The 22,098-nt window shown below is 40.7% G+C and carries 19 protein-coding genes; 9 read left to right on the forward strand and 10 right to left on the reverse strand.

Translation table 11 applies throughout. The features are described from left to right. The first annotated feature begins 102 nt into the window (after positions 1-102). Both CXF81_RS04400 and CXF81_RS04405 read left to right on the forward strand, forming a co-directional pair. A complete protein-coding gene (locus CXF81_RS04400) occupies positions 103-711 on the forward strand; it encodes a glutathione S-transferase family protein (RefSeq protein WP_101180162.1) in 609 nt (202 codons plus the stop codon). Positions 712-736: 25 nt separating this feature from the next. Beyond that, complete coding sequence (locus CXF81_RS04405; RefSeq protein ID WP_101180163.1) at positions 737-1,747, forward strand: zinc-binding alcohol dehydrogenase family protein; 1,011 nt, start codon at positions 737-739, stop codon at positions 1,745-1,747. 67 nt (positions 1,748-1,814) lie between these two features. Here CXF81_RS04405 and CXF81_RS04410 read toward each other — a convergent pair whose 3' ends face one another. Continuing rightward, the gene (locus CXF81_RS04410) at positions 1,815-3,104 is read right to left on the reverse strand and encodes a serine hydrolase (protein ID WP_101180164.1); all 1,290 of its coding nucleotides are present in this window, start codon (positions 3,102-3,104) and stop codon (positions 1,815-1,817) included. Between the two features lie 445 nt (positions 3,105-3,549). On the opposite strand from CXF81_RS04410, the gene CXF81_RS04415 reads away from it, so the two are divergent. Continuing rightward, positions 3,550-3,927, forward strand: coding sequence for a GntR family transcriptional regulator (locus CXF81_RS04415; protein WP_101180165.1), 378 nt, complete (start codon positions 3,550-3,552; stop codon positions 3,925-3,927). Between the two features lie 9 nt (positions 3,928-3,936). After that, on the forward strand, positions 3,937-4,779 hold the full coding sequence (locus tag CXF81_RS04420; RefSeq protein WP_101180166.1) for a hypothetical protein: 843 nt from the start codon (positions 3,937-3,939) through the stop codon (positions 4,777-4,779). Positions 4,780-4,926: 147 nt separating this feature from the next. On the opposite strand, the gene CXF81_RS04425 is transcribed toward CXF81_RS04420, so the two are convergent. The 3 genes from CXF81_RS04425 to CXF81_RS04435 all read right to left on the reverse strand — a co-directional run bounded on the left by CXF81_RS04425 (position 4,927) and on the right by CXF81_RS04435 (position 8,039). Continuing rightward, a complete protein-coding gene (locus CXF81_RS04425; RefSeq protein ID WP_101180167.1) occupies positions 4,927-5,163 on the reverse strand; it encodes a hypothetical protein in 237 nt (78 codons plus the stop codon). A 182-nt stretch (positions 5,164-5,345) separates the two neighbouring features. Beyond that, positions 5,346-6,983, reverse strand: a complete 1,638-nt coding sequence (locus tag CXF81_RS04430) for a cisplatin damage response ATP-dependent DNA ligase (protein WP_101180168.1) — start codon at positions 6,981-6,983, stop codon at positions 5,346-5,348. A gap of 36 nt (positions 6,984-7,019) precedes the next feature. Beyond that, a complete protein-coding gene (locus CXF81_RS04435; RefSeq protein WP_101180169.1) occupies positions 7,020-8,039 on the reverse strand; it encodes a ligase-associated DNA damage response exonuclease in 1,020 nt (339 codons plus the stop codon). A gap of 164 nt (positions 8,040-8,203) precedes the next feature. On the opposite strand from CXF81_RS04435, the gene CXF81_RS04440 reads away from it, so the two are divergent. Continuing rightward, positions 8,204-10,669 carry a ligase-associated DNA damage response DEXH box helicase gene (locus tag CXF81_RS04440; RefSeq protein ID WP_101180170.1) on the forward strand — a complete coding sequence of 822 codons (2,466 nt, stop codon included), beginning with the start codon at positions 8,204-8,206 and terminating at the stop codon, positions 10,667-10,669. Continuing rightward, complete coding sequence (gene pdeM / locus CXF81_RS04445) at positions 10,666-11,409, forward strand: ligase-associated DNA damage response endonuclease PdeM (RefSeq protein ID WP_101180171.1); 744 nt, start codon at positions 10,666-10,668, stop codon at positions 11,407-11,409. The genes CXF81_RS04440 and pdeM overlap by 4 nt, the downstream gene beginning before the upstream one ends. A gap of 6 nt (positions 11,410-11,415) precedes the next feature. Here the strand turns inward: pdeM and CXF81_RS04450 are convergent, their stop codons facing one another. The 3 genes from CXF81_RS04450 to folM form a co-directional block, all read right to left on the reverse strand. Beyond that, entirely contained in the window at positions 11,416-12,306 is an 891-nt protein-coding gene (locus tag CXF81_RS04450; RefSeq protein ID WP_101180196.1) for a carbon-nitrogen hydrolase, read from the reverse strand. 47 nt (positions 12,307-12,353) lie between these two features. Further along, a complete protein-coding gene (locus tag CXF81_RS04455; protein WP_101180172.1) occupies positions 12,354-13,421 on the reverse strand; it encodes an agmatine deiminase family protein in 1,068 nt (355 codons plus the stop codon). Positions 13,422-13,694: 273 nt separating this feature from the next. Further along, positions 13,695-14,402: a dihydromonapterin reductase gene (folM, locus tag CXF81_RS04460; protein ID WP_101180173.1), complete on the reverse strand. Its 708-nt coding sequence runs from the start codon at positions 14,400-14,402 to the stop codon at positions 13,695-13,697. Positions 14,403-14,593: 191 nt separating this feature from the next. Between folM and folE the strand changes: the two genes are divergently transcribed. Next, positions 14,594-15,295 carry a GTP cyclohydrolase I FolE gene (gene folE, locus CXF81_RS04465; protein ID WP_101180174.1) on the forward strand — a complete coding sequence of 234 codons (702 nt, stop codon included), beginning with the start codon at positions 14,594-14,596 and terminating at the stop codon, positions 15,293-15,295. A gap of 218 nt (positions 15,296-15,513) precedes the next feature. Here folE and CXF81_RS04470 read toward each other — a convergent pair whose 3' ends face one another. Then, entirely contained in the window at positions 15,514-17,580 is a 2,067-nt protein-coding gene (locus tag CXF81_RS04470; protein WP_101180175.1) for an alpha-amylase family glycosyl hydrolase, read from the reverse strand. An 80-nt stretch (positions 17,581-17,660) separates the two neighbouring features. Continuing rightward, on the reverse strand, positions 17,661-18,632 hold the full coding sequence (locus tag CXF81_RS04475) for an aldo/keto reductase family oxidoreductase (RefSeq protein ID WP_101180176.1): 972 nt from the start codon (positions 18,630-18,632) through the stop codon (positions 17,661-17,663). Positions 18,633-19,042: 410 nt separating this feature from the next. Here CXF81_RS04475 and CXF81_RS04480 point away from each other — a divergent pair, with 410 nt between their 5' ends. Both CXF81_RS04480 and CXF81_RS04485 read left to right on the forward strand, forming a co-directional pair. Further along, on the forward strand, positions 19,043-19,549 hold the full coding sequence (locus tag CXF81_RS04480) for a hypothetical protein (protein WP_101180177.1): 507 nt from the start codon (positions 19,043-19,045) through the stop codon (positions 19,547-19,549). A gap of 76 nt (positions 19,550-19,625) precedes the next feature. Next, the gene (locus CXF81_RS04485) at positions 19,626-20,189 is read left to right on the forward strand and encodes an alkylphosphonate utilization protein (protein ID WP_101180178.1); all 564 of its coding nucleotides are present in this window, start codon (positions 19,626-19,628) and stop codon (positions 20,187-20,189) included. A gap of 78 nt (positions 20,190-20,267) precedes the next feature. On the opposite strand, the gene CXF81_RS04490 is transcribed toward CXF81_RS04485, so the two are convergent. Next, positions 20,268-22,022, reverse strand: a complete 1,755-nt coding sequence (locus CXF81_RS04490; RefSeq protein WP_101180179.1) for a lysophospholipid acyltransferase family protein — start codon at positions 22,020-22,022, stop codon at positions 20,268-20,270. Positions 22,023-22,098: the final 76 nt, after the last annotated feature.

Below are 22,098 nucleotides of genomic sequence, written 5' to 3' on the forward strand. Positions count from 1 at the left end.
GCTGATGCGGTCGGTTGCCCTATATCGTCATGGTCTAATGCAGTATAGTCAGATGCAATAAATGCATTATATTGGACCTGAACCCAAAAGGAATATTGATTGATGAAAATTTACGACACTAAAACGGCGCCCACTCCAAGAAGAGTTAGGATTTTTTTAGCAGAAAAGAATATTCCTATGGAGTATGTTCAAGTTGACCTACAAAAAGGTGAGAACCTGTCTATAGAAATGCGCGCTAAAAACCCGATAGGTAAAATCCCAATATTGGAACTGGATGATGGGACTTGTATCAGTGAAAGTGACGCCATTTGCCAATATTTTGAAGCACTCCAACCGGAGCCCTACTTGTTTGGTGAAACGCCTCTGCAGAAAGCCCAGATAGCAATGTGGTCGAGACAAGTGGAGTTCTATTTATTTATGCAAATTGGTATGTGTTTTCAACATACAACCGGTTACTTTAAAGACCGAATGAATCCAATTAAAGAGTATGGTATTGACGCTGGTATTAATGCGTCAAAGTTTTTAAATGTGTTAAATCGTCAGCTTGAAAAAAGCCAATTTGTTGCTGGCGATACATTTTCGATCGCTGATATCACGACAATGTGTTCAATTGATTTTGGTCGTGTGGTGGATGTTCGCATGAAAGACCAACATAGTGCGTTGCACGAATGGTACAAACGTGTTTCTGTAAGACCCAGCGCCAAGGCATAAATTTAATAAACACCAGGGTTTTACTATGAAAGCAGTTGCATTTACAAACAGTCTACCAATCGATGATATCCATTCATTAACTGACACAGAAGTGCCGACACCAACAGCCACGGGTCGTGATATTTTGGTCGAGGTAAAAGCCATTTCGGTTAACCCAGTGGATTACAAAATACGCCAAAATATGCCCCCAATAGATGGACAAGCTAAGATTTTAGGGTGGGACGCAAGTGGTGTCATTATTGAAATTGGTCAAGACGTTGAAAACTATCAGGTCGGAGACCTTGTTTATTATGCGGGTGACTTAACTCGTCCCGGCTCTAATGCACAATACCAGTTAGTTGATGAGCGTATCGTTGGAATGAAACCTGCTAATCTCTCGTTTGCGGAGTCTGCCGCTTTGCCCCTTACCTCTATTACCGCATGGGAATTACTGTTTGAACATTTACAACTAGGAAATGTGGATACAGATCGTCCCATTTTATTAGTAACCGGAGCGGCTGGCGGCGTCGGGTCAATTTTGATTCAACTTGCAAAACAATTAACCAATGCAATTATTATTGCTACCGCCTCACGCGATACCACTCAGGCTTGGGTTGAATCATTAGGGGCTGATCATGTGATTAATCATCATCATGATATTAAACAACAGCTATTAGATATTGGTATTAATGAGGTAACTCATGTTGCAGGGTTAAATGCAACGGAGTCATATTTTTCAACTTTTGTGGATCTACTAGTTCCTTTTGGAAAAATAGCGATTATTGATGATCCAAAAAATATCGATATCGGTCTTATTAAAAGGAAGAGTTTGTCTTTTCATTGGGAATTTATGTTTGCACGAAGCATGTTTAAAGCGAAGGATATGTGCGAGCAATCAGTGTTGCTAAATAAGATAGCTACATTGGTGGAAGAAGAAAAAGTACGCACAACGTTAACTCAAACCTTGGGTACGATTAATGCGATCAATTTACGCAAAGCGCATCAGCTTTTAGAAGCAGGGCAAGCACAAGGAAAGATTGTACTTGCCGGGTTCTAACAATACCTTAAATCGGCTGTGATGAGATAAAGCAAGCCCGACCTCTACCAGGCGTTAGTTACTCGAATTACTTTTCATCAACTAACGCTTGATAGGTTAAATTTCGTAAATCGTCGGCGTAACGATGTGTTCCGTTTGGAATAAACTGTGCCATACCTATAATAATGATGTTTTCAACTGGGTCAACTCTAAAGTAGGTTGATGCTGCACCTGACCAACCAAAGTTACCTTCAGAACCCATAAATTTTAGATCGCCGGTATCCATGGTAACTGACATTGCCAGTCCATAACCTTCTCCGTTAGCCCAAGCGCTGTAGGGCAGCAAATTAGAAGGAAGATGATTTGAACGCATATATTCAACTGTTTTACGCCCTAAAATTCGCACACCATTGACTTCACCATTATTTAATAACATGCGAGCAAATGTCAGGTAATCGTCGATTGTTGAGACCATTCCACCACCGCCATTGTGGATCGCTGGATCACTCAGATAGTCACCTAAGGGTTCGTTTTCCATTACCGCAGTTTCACCTTGTTTATTATTGTTGTATATCTGGGATAAACGATGCACTTTCTCAGCAGGTACATAAAAACCAGTGTCTTGCATATCTAACGGAGTGATAATTTCTTGCTTTACATATTCACCCAGCTTCATACCACTGATTTTTTCCACTAAAAAGCCAATCACATCAGTATTTACGCCATAATTCCACTGTGTACCAGGTTGATGATTAAGCGGCAGTTTAGCGAGCTCTGTTAATACATTTTCGGGTGTTGCCTTGCCCTGCATCATCGGTGAAGCGCGATAGAGTTTGTCAACTTCACTTCCGGTAAAGCCGTAGCTAAAACCCGCAGTATGAGTAAATAAGTCAACAATCCGAATTGGTGATTTGGCATCTTCTAAAACCATACTTTCGCCACTGCCTCTAACATATACTTTCAAATTAGCAAGCTCAGGCAAGTACATCGCAATAGGGTCATTCATATGAAACTTCCCTTGCTCCCAGAGGGTCAATGCGGCAACAGCCGTAATCGGCTTGCTCATGGAGTAGATCCGGAAAATGGTATCACGTTGCATGGCTTTGCCGGCGGCTCTGTCCTGCATGCCCTGCGCAGCGAAGTGAACGATTTGATCATTGCGTGACACTAAGGTTGTGATACCTGCAAGTTTGCCTGTATCGATATATTCTTGCATCTTGTCATTGATGCGCAGTAAACGTTGCTCAGAAAAGCCTTGTTGAGTGTTAAAAGATGGCGTTTTACTTTGTGGTTGCGGCACATAACTGCCGTTTTCACTGATAGACACGACACAGGCGGATAGTGACAAACTAAAGAGAACGACTAAGATTTTTTTCATAACTATTTTTTATTATTTTGAACGTCACTTAGTGTAACCGTTGTAACTTCCCTTGCAAGAGAGAATTTGTTTACGGGTACTGCCAACTCAATCTTCTGATAACGCGGGGTTTTCAATTCCTGTAAATTCCTTACGGATATTTCTAAGTAGCTCTTCAAATAACGCTTGCTAACAGTAATATTACCTATTACTGTATGTACCACTTGTTGTATGGGGTCATATAATTAATTGCTCTGAATATGTTTATTAAAACTCAAGGCGATAAACATTTTTTTAAAATAGAAATAGAAATAGAAATAGAAATAGAAATAGAAATAGAAATAGAAATAGAAATAGAAATAGAAACGAGCAATATTAACGGAGTTAATACGACATGGTACATCAACATGAATATCGATTTCTAAGGCTATTAAATTGAGTAGTCACTCCCAATGAGGCGCATTTTATGATTACGATCGAGCTGGACTCGCCAGAACCATTGTTTAATCAATTGATTATTCAAATCAAAAAAGCGATAGAAGCAAAGCAGCTTTATGCCGGTGATGCCTTACCTTCTATTAGGCAACTTGCAAACGATCTAGACATTAATTCAAAAACGGTGGCCAAAGCTTATAGACTGCTCGAGCGTGACAAAGTAATAGAAACCAAAGGCTACAGGGGAACTTATGTACATCCCAATGCATTGGATAATGTGCAATTTAATTTAAATGGATGGCTATATTCACAAGTTAGCTTTGCGGTAAATAGTTATCGTGAAGCCGGAGCAACAGATTCTGAAATACGTATTGCATTTAACCAAGCAATGACAAATACCAAAAAGTGAGGGCTAATTATGTTCGACTGGATAAGTAACACAACCTACTGGCTTTTTTTTAGCCAGGTCATTATTACCTTAATTGTTGTACCAATGATCATCCGTAATAACTTTATCGATTTTGCAAGAAGATACGGAATGACTCAGTACCCGAATGCAAAAAATGCAATTGAGGATTACTTATTGTCCAACATTAGCATTTTTAAAATTGTAGCTGGAGGCTTATTCTTATTGTCATTTGCGATAGTAGCTTACGCTGCTGTTAATCAAGCTGAATTGTTTAGTTGGGATAACCAGGCTGGTTTAACCTGCTTATTCTTCATTGCTATTATTCCGGTGTTGGTGATGGCGGCAATCCAAAAACGTTTCTTCTCGTTATTGGCCGACTATAGTGACGATAAACGGGTTGCGACTCTTAAAGTTAGGGGGGTGCGTGATTTTATTTCAAAGCCGATGATTTTATTCATATTCAGCGGACAGTTTTTATTTATTGGTAGCGTTGTCTATTTTGTAAATCATCCATTTGATGGCTTTGGAGGATATTTAAATTTATTGGGCTTGGCTTTTTTAGATAGCATATTCATTATCACGATTTATTTTATTATGAATAATAAAAGGCTGGCGTTGATTAAGGACCCTAACCAACGATTTGTTGGCCAACAAAATGCAATTTCAGTGAATGTTACCATTTGGATTGTTGCGTTGTATTATCTTTGTTTATCGCTTTGGATATCAGGACTAGATTTACTCTCGTACAGGATATTTATGCAATCTTTATATATTCATCTCATGTTTCTGATGGTCGCGTTTGCATCCAAATTACCAGCGTCTTTTTATCAGGGGCTTGAAGAAAAGCAATAAATTACTAACTAGTTGCCGTAACAAATAAAATGCTGCAATCACAGTAAAAGCATCGTCTTTAAATGTTGAAAACAGCGCGCAATAAAAGTGATTAATTTAATCGGACAACTTATGCGTTATGCGCGCGCACTCTGCGCGCGAGTTGCTTTATCCGCTAGTGCCGTTGTATTTTGCAGCACTAATGATTGACCAGATGTGTGCAATTGCGCCGATAGGCCACATAAAGATCAGAATAACGGTGACGGATAAAGCGTAACTGACTGTGGCGACGATAAAAAAAGTCAGTGCCGCCATTATTCTACCTTGTACTAATTGTCCTAAACCGGGAATAAAAAATGAGCAAATTGCAGCAATTACATTACCGCCTGATCCTTGTCCTGACATAAGTCCTCACTTATTAGCTCCAATACTGGAGCGTAAAATAATTAACGTTGTATTTAATTTATTAGAAATGACTCAACTGTACAAGTATGTAATCTGATTAGATTGTTAGTAGTTGTTACACAAGCCCTATAGGAAAGTCGTCAGTAGTATAGATACGTCGAGTTCTTGGTAACGATTTTGGCTTATTCTTCGATCATCAATATCAACGTTGTCAACCGGTCTGCTTCACTTGCCGGCTTGTCCCAGCGTATTCTATGAATTCTAGGGAAGCGCAATGCAACTCCCGATTTATGTCTTTTTGAATGGTGAACCGAGTCAAAGGCAACTTCAAAAACTAACTCTTTTTTCACTTCTTTGACCGGACCAAAGCGCCCGATGGTATTATTTCGTATCCATTTGTCTATTTGTTTTAACTCGTCATCAGTAAAACCACTGTATGCTTTGCCGATAGGTAGTAACTTATCATCTTGCCAACAACCAAAGGTGTAGTCCGAATAAAAGGATGAACGTTTGCCATGGCCGCGTTGTGCGTACATGACAACGGCATCTACTAGCTTTGCATCGCGCTTCCATTTGTACCATTGTCCCTTGGGCCTGCCGGCCACATAAAGACTATTGCTATTTTTGAGCATAAGTCCTTCAATAAAACCGTTGTTAGAGGTATTTGCTTTATCTCGCAGCGCATGAAGTTCTCGAAGATTGTTAAACAGCAAAGGCTCAGAAAGCCTTAGCAGCTTTATTAACGGTTGTTGAATTGATTGCTTTTTAAACCAATCTGTTAGTGTGAGGACACGCTGGCGTAATACTTGCCCTCTTAGGTCAATACCGTCGATAAATAAAGCGTCATAGAGCATCATTCCAACTGGGATCTCCTGCATCAGTTTTTTACTAGGCTTGTTTTTATTTAAGCGCTGTTGTAACTGATTAAAGCTGTTTATTTGCGTTGCTTGCATCGCTAGTAGTTCACCATCAAATACACCGGATATGTTGTCTTCATCGATACTTTCAAGCAGATCAGGAAAGCTTCCGCTAATGTCATCACCTGTGCGGCTGAAAAGGGCTTTGCCATTTTCATTACAAACGAGTTGTGCGCGTATGCCGTCATATTTCCACTCAGCTTGCCAGCACTGTGAGTTAATTTGAGCCAGCTCATCGGGCCCGATCGGATGCGCAAGCATGACCGGTTGAAACGTAATCTTTTTTGATACATCGGGTTTATCTACTTTGCCTTCCAACCAATCAAATAGGTCAAGATAAGGCGGTTCTACACCGTGCCATATACGCTCAATATCTTCAGTGGTAATGCTATTTTGTGGCAGCTCATTAGCGTATTCAGCTAAGACCTTCTTTAAGAATCGAGCAGATAAACCAATACGCAAGCCTCTGGTGCCTAATTTAATTAATGCCCAACGTTGGTCCGCAGTCATGCGATCTAATAATTCAACGAGAGTATCTTCAACTTGTTGTTTGTTACTGTGTTTGAACGAGTTCACAAGCTCGTCTAAACTAGGTAATTGCTTGCTGGTTTTCTTGTCTTCTTTACTGCTTGGAGTGGGCCATAAATGTGCGACGGTTTCACTCATTTCACCCACATAATCATACGATAAATCAAACAATACCGGGTCAACTCGTGTGCTGACTAAATCTTTGATTAGTTTTCGCTTGAATAAATCAAAATTTAAAGTACCTGCAATTGCGGCGATCGCCCAGCCTTTATCCGGGGTCGATGTTGTGCGTAAATAGTCGCGTAAAATAGCCGACTTAGCCAAGTTACTGGAGGTGAAGTAGAGTTTGTCAACCAGCTTTGCAAACGCTTCCATTAGACCCTGTCTGCTTTGTGATATAGACCTGCATATTTATTCACCATCATCATCGCCATCTGAACGGCCGATTAAGGATAAGGCTTTTGCTTGATACCCCATCAATTGTGCTTGATGCACTAACGCAGCTTCACGCCCATGAGTCACCCATACTTCCTGTGGGTTAACTTGTTTGAGTGTTTGCAGTAACTCAGGCCAATCACAGTGATCAGAGATGATAAGTGGTAACTCGGCTTTACGTTGCTTGGACCGAGCGCGTATTTGCATCCACCCAGATGCCATTGCTGTCATAACATTGGGTAATTTACGTGACCATCTGTCATGTAGAGCGGAGGGTGGCGCTAATACTATTTCACCTGCTAATGACTTAAGGCTCTCGACTTCTGTAACAGGAATCATATCGCCCAGCGTAACACCATAGCTACTATATAACTCGCACAGCTTCAATAGAGCACCATGCATATAGATAGGTTTGTGATAACCCAGTTCTCGCAATGCCAAAATGACCCTTTGGCATTTGCCAAGTGCATAAACTCCGACCAAATGGCAACGCTCTGGGAACAGAGCGAGTGATGTTAGCAGCTTATTCACTTCTTGGTTAATTGGTGGGTGTTTGAATACAGGTAAGCCAAATGTTGCTTCGCTAACAAACACATCACACTGCGTTACTTCAAATGCGGCGCAGGTTGGGTCATGGCTACGTTTGTAATCGCCAGATAATACCAGGCGGTGATCGCTGTGATCGATGACCGCCTGTGCTGAGCCAAGAATATGGCCCGCAGGTTTAAACATTAAGCTGCCATTGCGTAGCGAAATGTTGTTACTATAATTTAACTCTATTTGTTTTTCAGCATGGTTATCGCCGTATCGAATACGCATTATGGCCATGGTTTCAGGAGTGGCATATACTTCACCGTGGCCAGGTCTTGCGTGATCAGCATGCCCGTGTGTAATGATGGCCCGATGCACTGGATTTACAGGGTCTATATAGGCGTCGAGGGCCTCGCAGTACAAACCATTTTCGTTGCTGTTAATCCAATATCGAGGATGCTGCATATAACTCATTATGAAACGTTAAGTATCGATTACTTTTATTACGAATAAAATCACTCTTTAGTCCGTTTATTTTCAACTTTTGCTCAAAGTAGTGGCAAATTTGTCTGTAGCTTGAGTTAATAATTACTAAGCCTTTTGCATCAATAAGAGTTGACATTTATTTAATGAAATCTATTCCTGATAACTTTGTACTCTGGTTTGCAGAACGTGGCTGGACATTGCGGTCATATCAAAAAAAGATGATTGCTGCTTTTCGCAACAATAGATCAACCTTACTTATTGCGCCAACCGGCGCAGGGAAAACACTGTCGGGCTTTTTACCCTCACTAATCGACCTTTCACAGCAAAAGCAAACAGGCCTTCACACACTTTACATTTCACCATTGAAGGCGCTGACGCATGATATCCATCGAAATTTGCAACAGCCTATTGATGAAATGGGTCTTGGCATTAGTTTGGGCGCTCGAACGGGTGACACGACCTCTTATCAGCGGCAACAACAGCGTAAAAAGCCACCAAATATTTTATTGATAACGCCAGAATCACTGATGCTGATGTTGTCATATGCTGATGCAGCTCAGATATTTGGGAACGTCAAAAATGTGATTATAGATGAGGCACATAGTTTCGCCTTCACCAAACGCGGCGATTTTACTGCCTTGGCGTTGGCCCGTTTGCAATATTTAAGCCCAAAAATGATACGTTTTGGCTTATCGGCAACGGTGGCGGAACCAGCATCATTGGCAGCTTGGTTGGGCGTTAATGGCGAACCTACCGATATTTTACAGCTAAACAGTCCGGTTAAACCAAAGATCAAAATTTTAACATCAAAAGAGCGTATGCCTTTTGCTGGCAATATGGGCACATATGCCGTTAAAGAGATCTATTCACAAATTGCTCAAGCGCAAACCACCTTGATTTTTGTGAACACGAGAGCTCAAGCAGAGTTGATTTTTCAACATTTGTGGAATGAAAACAGTCAGTTGTTACCCATAGCGATTTATCACGGATCGTTAAGCAAAGAGCAACGAATAAAAACAGCAGCGATGATGGCATCAGGAAAACTAAGGGCAATTGTTGCAACCTCTGCGTTAGAGTTAGGTATTGACTGGGGTAATGTCGATTTGGTCATACAGGTGGGTGCACCTAAAGGAGTGAGTCGCTTGTTACAACGAATTGGGCGTTCAAATCATACTATGGATGAGCCTTCTAAAGCACTGCTAGTGCCTGCAAATCGATTTGAAACCTTGGAATGCCAGTCCGCTATTAATGCGATTAAACGCAATGAATTGGACGGCGACACCCCAGTGTTAGGCGCACTCGATGTGTTACCACAATTCATTCTAAACTGTTTGTGCAGTGAAACCGCAGATGAAGAGAAGATCTACCAACAGGTGGTTAATACCAGTCCGTATGGTGGTCTTGATCGACTCACTTTCAGCCAACTCTGGCAATTTACTGAAAATGGTGGCTATGCACTGCAGGCTTATGAGCGCTATAACCGACTAAGACGATGTGAAGATGGTTTGTTTGAACCCGCGTCAAAACGCGTTATTACGCGCCATCGTCAAAACATAGGGACAATTGTTGAAGCGGGTAGGTTAAAAGTGAAGCGCTTACGGCGCTCCCATCAAGGTAAAATTATCGGCGAAGTAGAGGAGTATTTTGCACAAACGCTAGTGCCCGGTGACACTTTTTACTTCGCGGGCGAAGTACTGCGTTTTGAAGGTATTCGAGACATGATTGTTGAGGCTAAGCCTGGAAAAGCTAAAGAACCTAAAATTCCTAGCTATTCAGGTGGGCAAATGCCATTGAGTAGCTTTCTAGCTGATGGTGTTCGTAACTTACTGAATCGTCCCGAAGAGTGGAATAAAATGCCTAAGCAAGTTGTCGATTGGCTTGAATTACAAAGTGCTTTTTCGATGATCCCGCAAGCCAATAAAATACTCATTGAGCAATTTCCTTACCGCCAGACACAGTGCACATTGTTTTATACATTTGAAGGGCGTAAAGCAAATCAAACCTTAGGTATGTTAATAACAAGGCGTATGGAAAAAATGGGGCTCAAACCACTTAGTTTTAGTATTACCGACTACGGGCTTTCAATTTCTTCTATAGAGGCCGTCATTAGCGAACATCTGACAAGCTTATTTAATCCTGATATTTTGGGCGCTGAATTGGAAGAATGGATGCTGGCAGCACCAATGCTCAAGCGTTCGTTTCGCAGAGTGGCTATTGTCAGTGGGCTAATCGAACAACAATATCACAGCACCAAGAAAACGATGAAGCAAGTCACATTTTCAACAGATTTGATATATGACACATTGCGTGAACATGATCCTGAGCACATTCTCTTGCGGGTTACCAGAGAAGACGCTGAACGTGAATTACTCGATTTGCAGCGTTTAGCTGATATGTTGACACGATTCTATCAGCAGTTTGATTTTAACGCGTTGCCTAAAGCCTCACCGATGGCAATTTCTATCGTACTTAACGGTAAGTCTGAGCAAATAAAAGGGAAAGGTGCTGAGTCTTTACTAGAACAGGCAAGTTTATATCAAGAGGCAGAAAACATGCTGCAAGAAGTCAAAGATCTGCTTAATCCCAGCAATATAGGAAAAGCAGTTTGATATTAGAGAATGGGTTAATTTCAAGATTAAAAAAGCACAAAGCCTGTATCATTGACTTTGCGCATAATCGTATCATTTTGGATGCGTCGGGCACCTTATTCTGGCCGGCCTATGACTTGTTAGTTTTTTCTGATCTGCATTTTGAAAAGGGCAGCTTTTTGTCACAATTTGCAAACCCTTTGCCAAGATTAGACACTCAAAAAACGCTGAATAGCATGCAAAATGTATTGACCCTTTATCAACCCACATGCGTTATCTGCCTGGGCGATAGCTTTCATGATGGCAACGCGATTAGTCGAATGGATTTACGTAATGTTGATGAGCTTAATAGCATGGTCAACTCGGTATTAAATTGGCAATGGGTACTCGGCAATCATGACCCTGAAATACCTAAACAAATAGCCGGTCAATCAAGCGCAAACCTGACAGTAAATAACCTTTTATTAGTTCATGAGCCTGAAGAACAGATCCAAGAAATGCAAGATGACCAGCCAATTGAAGCTCAAATAATAGGACATTTTCATCCTAAAATGCGTGTCAAAAAAATGGGACACACGATGTCAGGTAAGTGTTTTGTTGTTGGCAGTGAAATATTACTCATGCCCGCTTTTGGGCAGTATACCGGAGGCCTTTCTATTGACCATGAAGTCATTAAAAATACGGTAGGTAAACCATCATTAAAATACTTTTTATATGAGCAAAAAATATTTAACATCAAGTCGCATAGCACAGAAGCCTAGTTATTTTCAGTCACGCCAGCGTTTCGTTAAATCAGCATATGCATCTATTCTTCTGTCTCTGAAATACGGCCAAATTCGTTTCACGTTTTCAGTGCGTTGCATATCGAGTTCAACTGCCAGCACTTGGTCATCTGCGCTGTTTGCTTGAGCTAGTATTTCACCTTGTGGGCCGGCAATAAAACTGAGTCCCCAAAATTGAATGCCAGGAGCGCTAGCAATGGGTGAAGGTTCAAAACCAACGCGATTAGCAACAACAACCGGAACCGAATTTGCTATGGCATGAGCACGCTGAATGGTCTGCCATGCATCTTGTTGTCGCAGTTGTTCGTCAAGCGTATCGGTTTTATCCCAGCCGATTGCCGTTGGATAAAATAAAATATCTGCGCCAGCCATTGCCATTAACCTCGCTGCCTCTGGATACCACTGGTCCCAACAAACCAAAACACCAAGTTTTCCGACACTGGTTTGAATAGGTTCAAAGCCGATATCGCCTGGCGTGAAATAAAATTTTTCGTGAAATCCAGGGTCGTCAGGAATATGCATTTTACGATATTTGCCCGCTATCTCTTTGCTTCGATCAAAGACAACCGCAGTATTATGATACAAACCAGATCCGCGTTTTTCGAATAGTGAGGTGATTAAGACGATGTTTAGTGAGGCTGCTAGTTGACCAAAATAAACCGTTGCATCGCCTGGTATTGGTTCTGCCAAATCAAAAGCGTCCACGTCTTCTTGTTGGCAAAAGTATAGCGTACTGTGTAACTCCTGCAATAAAATACATTCACAGCCACCAGCAGCTAACTGCTTGACTCTTTTTGCACTCTTAGTCCAGTTTTCAAGTTTGTTGTTTGATCCAACAGATTGCTGAACTACGCCTATCTTTAAGGTCGATTTCATTGCCTTTGAACCCGCTTTTTTAGTCAGATTATCTGACGATTGAGTACTCATAGCTCGCACACTCCAGTTTGGCCTTTTTCAATAATCTCAGGCTTTATGGTATCGCAAGGCACCTGCATTGTAATGCAATGTAAACTACCGAATTGCTGAACTAGTGGTGCGCAATTAAGAGGCACAATTTTGTGGTTTGGGAATGCATTTTGAATGATTTTTAAAGCCTCTACATCTTCTTCTTGCTTATAAATGGGAAATAATACCGATTTATTACAAATTAGGAAATTAGCGTAAGAAGCAGGTAATCGCTCACCATCCTGATTGTGCATTTCGGGTAAAGGAAGTTCGTAAATTGCATGTGTTGGAAGCGCTTTCTGGCATTCCATTCGCAACTTAAATAGTCCGTCAAAATGACTGTCATTGGGTCGATTGTAAGCGCCTTGAATAACTAAACCGTGCAACGGAGTGAAGCGCACTAAAGTATCAATATGTCCGTCGGTATCATCGCCCTCTAAATAACCATACTCGAGTATACTGATGTTAGCTGCCCCCAGTTTATGAGTAAATACATCTACATATTCTTTTTCAGTTAGAGTACCGTTTCTTGATGCGTTAAATAAGCATGATCGGGTTGATATTAGATGTTGATTTTGGTCAATTTCAAGCGCGCCTCCTTCCAACACAATGTCACAATGCTGCATAGGTTGCTGACAAAGACTAGCCAAAATGAGTCGATTTATGGTGTCGTCTTTAGTGGCATCAAATTTCTGACCCCAGCCATTAAACCGAAAACTTACCGGTACGTTACCATTAGCTGACTCGCAAGTTAAAAACGCATAATCACGAGCCCATGTGTCATTGTAGTCACAGGTCACGCAGAGCACCTTTGCCGTGTCTGGAATAAGGCTTTTGATTAAAACTAACTCTTGTTTACGACACAGCAGAATAACAATCGCATTGGCATCATTAATGGCATTAATTATATCAACGTAAGTAATTTGTACTTCGTGAAGCCATGGATGCCAATCGGTATCTACGTTGGGCCATGCAAGAATAACCGCTTCTTGCTCAGCCCACTCAGGGAGAAGGGTCAAATCTTGCACTGAATTTTTAAAGGACATAGTTGGCGGAGTTCCTAACTAAAACGAGTATTTAAAATGAATGTTTGGATTATAGCGATTATTGCGCCCATTGCCATGTTGTTAAGAAAGTTCGATGCGGCTGCCTATCAAAATATAGATAACTAACAAAATCAACGTCAGCTCTTTGAGCATAATCTTCATTCAGCAAGTCATAAATATTGGCGCTCAAGACCATTTTTTCTTTATCTAAATCAGTAATGCACTTTGCATTAAAAAGTGCTTTGAATTAGCAACGGTGATTAAATAACTGGCTTATTTTAAATGCCGACCACCATCTAAGTGCAATGTCTGTCCGGTTATATAATGGCTGCTTAGCAAATAATTAACGGCTTTCACTGCTTCTTGTGCACCGGGGCAAACTTCCAGTAAAGATTTTTTAAGTGCTTTTGCACGATAAGCAGCTGAGTCGTCCTCATTAAACATGAGCAAGGCAGGTGCAATGCTGTTGACTTTTACCTTTGGCGCTAGCAATGCACTGAAAGACAAAGTCAGATTGTGCAGAGCAGCTTTACTGGCCGCATAAGCAATGTGTTTTTTACTGCCTTTTACTTGCACATAGTCTGTCATGTGAATGATGTCACTCACAATATCGTTCGCTGACAGCATATCTTGCAATGCTAAATTTAATTGATAAGGCGCATTTGCATGTACTTGCATCATTTTCTGAAATAGTTCGTTGTAATCCTCAGTGTCGGCTTCTTGATCCCAATCTGATGCATTGTGGATAATCGCACGCAACGACGAGGTTTGATTTTTTACGTCTGAAATCAGCTTCAATAAACTATCTTGAGTTGAAAAGTCAGCTTGGATTAACATTGCCCCCAATGCTGTCAGCTCATCTACTGAGGGCTTTTTCGTTCTATATGTTACAATAACCTTATGGTGCTGAGCTAATAAGTCTTTTGCGACTGCCAAGCCTAGGCGTTGGGTGCCACCTGTAATGAGTATGGGTGAAGTCATGAAGAAACCGAATCCTTATGGTGTGTGCAATTGATAGGTCAGTGAATCGAAGCTTAAAGAATATACGTTGCTTTTCTTAAATTCGAACAAAATTAACTTTTTTTGAAAAATTTAAGAGACAGAGGTGAAAAAGTAAACCTTTCTGACAATGTAGTACGTATACCTTTATACATAATAAAACGGAAGACCAAATGTTAGCACATGAAGCTATAAAAATTCGCGGAGCGGCTGAACACTTAATTTCAGCTGAAGCGACTATTGTCCGCCGAGCATTGGAAGCCAAAGGTCTTGAAACGCCGATGGCCGAAAACGGATTCAGTAACGAAGAGAAAAGAATAAAAATTCAAGCAGCAATGCGCGTTGTAATGGAAACCCTTGGATTAGATTTAAGTGATGATAGTTTACACGATACGCCAAATCGCATCGCTAAAATGTACGTGAATGAAATTTTTTCTGGATTGGATTACCGTGCTTTTCCAAAGATAACTCAAATTCAAAACAAAATGAGCATCGACCAACCTGTGCAGGTAACTGACATCAGTCTGACCAGCACCTGTGAACATCATTTTGTTACCATTGATGGTGTGGCCACGGTGTCTTATATACCCAAGGACACGGTACTCGGTTTGTCGAAGATAAATCGTTTAGTCGGTTTTTTTGCGCAACGCCCGCAGGTGCAAGAAAGACTAACCCAGCAAGTAATGGTGGCCATTCAAGCGCTAACCGGAACAGACGATGTTGCGGTTAGTATTAACGCAACGCATTACTGTGTTAAAGCGAGGGGTATTAGAGATAGCCAATCTTATACCAAAACCAGTTCGTTAGGGGGAGCGTTTAATAGCAACCCAGACTTACGTAGAGAGTTCTATAATACTGCCCAAAGCACGGGTTGAGTAATTCTTAATCTAAAATTTGCTTAAATAACAAAAAACCAAGATAATTGCCTTGGTTTTTTTTGACTAGAAAATGCGCCTTTCTTCTAGCATGACCTAGCCATACACTAGCTGACGCAGGACTGCTATTGTTGTCGTTAGTCGGCTTGCTTGCACGCGTCATTAATGAATAAATCGACATTATTGTTAGTAAAGATATTGCTGCAGTATTAATGTCGCTAAAAAGCGAAGCGTTTGATCATTTCATTGCCGATCCCATCACGAACAATCACCTTGAGTTCTCGCATTGATTGTATGCCATCTGGCATTAAAACGGCTCTATATGGTTGTGTATTATCCATTGCAACAAAAGACTCACGGCCGTTCTTATCGACTAAGTAAAAATCAACTTCGGCGAATGGAAGTGCTTTTTGTTCGCCAAATATTAAATTTATAGGGACAAATAACCGAGCGTTGTCTCTGTATACACCAGGCATCACGATATCAAAAATTTCACTCCCTTTATGTTTTTGCTGAGCTTTGAGTAAGACAAAACTCAGGGGCTCTAAGGTGGTCGTTAATTGACCTTGCTGCACTTTTGCATTATTACCAAATACACTAGAGTAACTTAGTGAATCTACTTTTATTGATATATTTCGTGTTTGCATGCCCATGTTAAAAATCGCCAAATATTCAATTTTTTCATCAGCATCGATGCGTGAAAAAGCAACAATTCTATTAACGTTATCAATCAGTCTGTTTTGGTGAACACCGGTTTGTAATGCTTTGTGGTCTGCTCTTAGTTTAGCGAATTTTTGAAGTGACTGATAAATGGGGTGTTTTTGATTAAAGTTATCGTCCGCTGTAGTTTGGCGAGTACCAATAAGTGCGTTATCGTTATACATTTTCACTAATGAAGGGTCCATGTCTTCGCGCGAATCTACGTCACCGCCATAGCCAGTAAAACCTTGCTCGTCACCATAATAGACGACAGGAATACCGCGCGACATAAACATAAATGCATGAGCTAGGACACTTCGTTGTAGTTTTTCAGCTTCTGAAATATTTTTAAAACCTTGGTTTATAAACCAACCCACACGGCCAGTATCATGGTTGCTTAAAAAATTCATGAGTAAATCCGGTGCTGAATCGGCATCTCGGTAGTAGTCATCGTTGTCGAATAACTGACCTAATCGGTTTATGTCTTTATTCTCAAACAGGCTGTCTTTCACATTAAAGTGAAAGCCAAAATCAAGGACTGAAGGCAGTTTACCTGCGGTCGTGAATTTACTGAGTACCGCTGGATTGCCATCATAAACTTCTCCAAAAATGTGAAAGTTAGGTATACCCACTGTTTTGGCGTGAGCAATAATTGCGGGTCCAAGGCTCCGCCAAAACCTAAGATCAACATGTTTTGCAGTGTCAATTTTGAATCCGTCTGGTTTAAATTCATCAATAATATTTTTGAAGATTTGAGTCATACCAGCAACAACTTTAGGGTCAGAGGTTTTTAAGTCATCAAGTCCAGCAAAGTCACCACTAATAACATTTTTTACTTGCCAAAAACGGTCCTCTTGATTGTTGTAATATGTTGGATCGCTTAGCCACTCTGGAAACTGAAATGCTTTTTGTGGATCAAGCACAAAAGGAGTATAGGTATCGCCATTTGCGACTTGTTCAGTGCTTTTATATTCACAGCCAGGCTGGGTTTTAATAAAAGTACCATCTGCATTAAGGCATTCTTTATATCTCATAACATCGGCTGTGTGGTTAGTAATAATATCAAAAAAGACTTTAATACCGCGTGCATGAGCAGCGTCAATTAAACTGCGTAAATCTTCATTTGTACCAAAGTGAGGATCAATTTCTGTAAAGTCCATAATCCAGTATCCAAGGTGACCGAAGCCGTCGCTTTGAATTGCACGGTTGCGTAATAAAGGCGTCATCCAAATGGCGGTTATACCCATGTTTTGAAGATAGTTCAATTTAGTCTCTACACCCAGAATATCGCCACCGTGAAATGCCCATTTGGAGGTTTTATCTAGCCCACCAAAAGAAATAGGCCGATTAGGATCGCCATTATCATTATCTGGATCTGCATTATTAAAACGGTCGGGCATCACAAAGTAAAAAACATCCTCTTTTACATCTCTAGTTAAATACCCAGCATTTTCATCAATAACAATAGGATCAACACTTTTTAAAAACGCAGGCGCTTGCTTTGAGCAAGCGCCTGCGGCAAGCAGTATTAAACTCAACATAAGTATTTTTACTATTTGATGACTAGCCAAACTGCGTATTCCCATATCAATGCTTATTCCGTATCGTTATTTCCGCTTACATAAAGGGTGACTGATTTACTTTTTCTGTAAACCCAAAAGTGTGTTTAAGGAACTTCTTGTCCGCGTGCAGTTTGCAGCAATAAATACCAATCTTCTCTGGATAAATTCACTTTGCTCGCCTGCGTACACTCTACAATTCTCTTTACATTAGTGGTGCCAATCACGGGTTGAATATTGACCGGATGCTTCAACAACCAAGCCAGTAATATTGCGTTTGGATTGCTTGAATAACGATTGCCAAGCTGAGTCAATAATTTTGTTGTTGCCAGCTCTGTGAGTGTTGGCTTGTGCCTTGGATTTCCTGTGAAAATACCTTGCGCAAGCGGAGACCATGCTTGTAGTTGTATATTTTGCTGCTCACAAAATTCCATCGTTCCGCGCGGGAATCCACTGTTGCAACCGTCTTTCATATTAGTTGTTATACTCTCTTCAACAAAGTCGGCGTGTTGCAAGCTCATTTGTAATTGATTCGCAATAATTGGAAACGAAATTGCTGACTGCAGCCACGCGATTTGACCTGCGTGCATATTTGAAACCGCTAAGTGGGAAAACTTACCCTGTTTATGCAGTTTTTCCAACGCGACAGCGGAATCGTCAAGATCCATAAGGGGGTCGGGACGGTGCAAAAATAAAATATCGACATTCTCGGAATTCAAGCGCCGCAAACTACTATTTAATGCCGAGGTTATCCATTCGGGCGACAAATCATATTGTTTCACTTCATGTGTCGGCGTTAGCTTAATGCCGACTTTGGTTTGCAATAGTATATTCTTACGTAAAGAAGGTGTTGCTTTTAGCACTTGACCAAAGACTTCTTCAGCCTTGCCGAAGGTATAAATATCGGCTAAATCAAATGTATTAATTTTATTTTCAAGGCACGTTTCAATAATTTGCTGCGCTTGTTTTACGTCTTTTTCTTGTGCGGGAGTATCATTCCAGCCGCCGCCTAATCCCATGCAACCATAAACCAGTTGGCTAGCGTGAGGATAATAGTCATGAATAGGAATCTCAGTCATTTTGTAAATCTCTGCAAGTAGTTAAATAAATGTAACAGCAATCGGTTAATGCTTATGAATGAATACGTATGCGTAGGCATGTTTTCATTATTTAGCGGCTATCGCTATAAAATGGATGTAGTTTAGAGAATCGGGATAAATTAGCAAAGATTAAGTGCTGAAAAAGTGAAGAAGTGATTCTTTTGATGCCGATAGCATGGATCTATAACGAAATGCTTGTTTAGTACTAAACCGATAGAAAAAATTGATTTTGAACACTTAAAACGCAATTTTTTAGTCAATTTTTAATAAATATAATAAAAATGAAATAATTTATAGTAGTCTGGGGTCTATACTAGGTATGCAAAAAAATGAAGAAATCAAGAAGTGGTAGCAAGCAATGTTAAGAACTAAAAAGTGAAAGGGACAACATGTCAAATAGTTATGTAGATGTAATAGAGCAAGCAATTAGTTTGCTTGAGGACATCAGTCTAGCCGATTACCAAGAAGTATTGGCTCCTCATTTTTCAAGCAGCATTGGTGCTCATATACGCCATATTGTTGATCATTTTCTGGCGTTAAAACATGCAAGCATGAGCGGCGAAATCAACTACAATAAGCGCAACCGACATGCAGATGTTGAACAATTTCCGCATTCTGCAATTGTAACATGTGAAAGCATAACGGTATGGTTAAAGGAGACATGTAGTACTCAGTTACTGAATCAACGCGTTTTAGTCACCACGGACATAGATATAAGTCATACCAAAGCTGCAACGTGTGAGTCAACACTCGAGCGGGAACTCGTATTTGTAGCGAGTCATGCGATCCACCATTATGCACTTATTCGCATTATTCGACATATGCAAGGCAAAGACTTACCTGAATTCTTTGGGTACGCGCCTTCCACCATCTCGTATAGTACCCGTTCAGCATAAATTGTTCTAAATCCACATTATTTTTGTGTGTTTGCGTGTTATTATGCATATAGCGTACTCAATTCAGTCTTAACATATGTCTATAGAAACCACCTTACACAATCGTAGTAGTAACAAATGCGAGCTTTGTACCAGCAGCGAAAATTTATCTGTTTATCCACTACCGCATTCACCCAATGAAACCCCTAATTGTGCTGTTTTAGTCTGCGCTACGTGTTCTGAGCAATTACAAGACAATACTGAATTAGATGTTAGCCATTGGCGTTGCCTGAATGATTCGATGTGGTCGTTGGTGCCCGTAGTGCAGGTATTGGCCTATCGTTTACTCCACAGATGCAGCACTGAATCTTGGGCGCAAGATGCACTAGATATGCTATATATGGATGAGGAAACTAAAGCATGGGGCGATGCAGGCGTAGCGGACGACCATGAGCCAACACTTGACGTCAATGGAGTGGCCCTAGTTGCAGGTGATGCCGTTACTATTATCAAAGACTTAGATGTAAAAGGGGCTAATTTTACTGCTAAACGAGGGACTCCTGTGCGAAATATTGGCTTGAGCGACAATCCTTTGCATATTGAAGGTAAAGTAAATGGCCAGAGAATTGTCATTATCTCGGCTTACACTAAAAAGAACTAATGTTGTTCTTAGCATCATTTGATAAATATACACCAAGAGTAAGGCTCTTAATACTTTGACAAGAGTCTAGTATACTATTCAGCATGGTGAATTGGCGTCCCAATCACGGTAAGCCTTGTAGTCTTGGCCAACATACAATTTTAATAACTTCTCTGGCGCGCTGGGTAAATGTACACTCAGCAGCAACCCGGGGGTGTGATTGAAACTCTTATCTATGCCCAATGCATGAAATTTAGCGCCCATTTTAAGATATTGACGAGCCAAAACCGGAATGTCTTTGCCATCCTCTTCAATACTTGTTAAAAATGCAGTGAAATGATCTCGTAAATTGATTTTCTGCGCTAACTCGTCTATTTCTATGTGTGTATTAAATTCAAATGAATTGACCGGTTCAACCTGTGAGGCACTTTGTGAATCTATTAAGCCTTGTGCAATTAGCTTCACGCTGCGTGGGTCGAATAACTTACTAATTGATACCGTTCCATAAAGGGTTCGGTATTGGGGGAACTTAGCCGCAAGCCTTCCTATACCTTTCCAAAGTAACAGCAGACCTTGATATGAGCCTTGCATTTCAGGGATTAAAAATGACCGGCCCATTTCCATGCAAGGACCTTGTTGGTTTGCAAAGGTGGATTTAAAATTAAACATTTTTTGCAAATATAAACCTTCTAGGCTCTGTTTTTGCGTCAATCTGTCAGTAAATCCTATGCGATAAGCCCCTACTATTTTCTTACTCACATTTTTCACGATAAAAAGGTGGGTGTAGGTTGCGTCAAAGTTATCTATATCTAAGGACTGACCGCTACCTTCGTTGTGCATTCGAAAAACAATTTCACGTAATCGAGCAATCTCTCGAACAACTGAGGGAAGCTGTGATTGGTATCCGAAGTAAACCGAATAATCTTTATTTTCAAGTAATAATTGATCGCTAGGCAGAGCTTCGATTTCAACGACTAATTGCGCCGATTTAATTTCTTTAATAATAGGTAATTGTTCGGTTACGTTGTCCCTAGGCCATTGATATCGCCAGCGTTGCTCTTGAGCGTAACTTAATGCTCTGCATAACATCGCTTTTTCGCTATGACTAAGTTGTTTGTCAAAGTGCTTGTGCTGAATGGCATTGCCAGTATTGATGACAATTTTAGCACCGGTTTTATTTAGTAATTGGTGTCCTAACAAAAGCATTCTTAGCTTAAAATAGACTTTTTCAATGCGATAGAAACTCGCACTATTCTTACCATTGACAAAAATAGGGACATATTGACACTTATCGATGCTTACTAAGCGACCAACCAGTTTATTCCAAATGTGCTCGCTTATACCTGACTTGGCCTTTTGATAATAAGACACTTTACCTGCAGGGAAAATGAGTAGAGCGCCTTGAGATTGAACGTGCTTGACGCATTGGCGTAACGAAGGCCCGTTTTTGGGATCGTTGGGTGACAGGGGGTTAGTAAAAATAAAGTACTCAGAAATTTCCTTAAAAATTCCCAGACCTCTGTTGGCTAATACCTTTAAGTCAGGTCGAACCTCGCCAATGATGCGCGCTAATATGACCCCTTCTATACCACCAAAAGGATGATTGCTGGCGATTACTACAGGACCACTTCTGGGAATTTTACGTTGTAACTCCGCTATACCATGAATATCTAATGCAAGTATTTGAATGAGTCTGTCAGAAAAATCTTCTTTGCTTAAGCCCTGCATTTCATGCTGACGATAGAGTCGGTCCATTTTTTTGATGCCCAGCAGGCGATCAAGAAACCAAATAAGGGCCTTGTTGCCAAAGTTGAGTCGTGGCGATATATTACGAATACTGATAGCGTGCGGCATGAATTCCAGTGTCTTTGAAGTTGAACTATTTTGTCGATAACAGTGATCTTTATATGACCAAGATTATCCTTTTTTC

This window comes from Glaciecola sp. 33A (assembly GCF_002836745.1).
GTDB lineage: Bacteria > Pseudomonadota > Gammaproteobacteria > Enterobacterales > Alteromonadaceae > Glaciecola.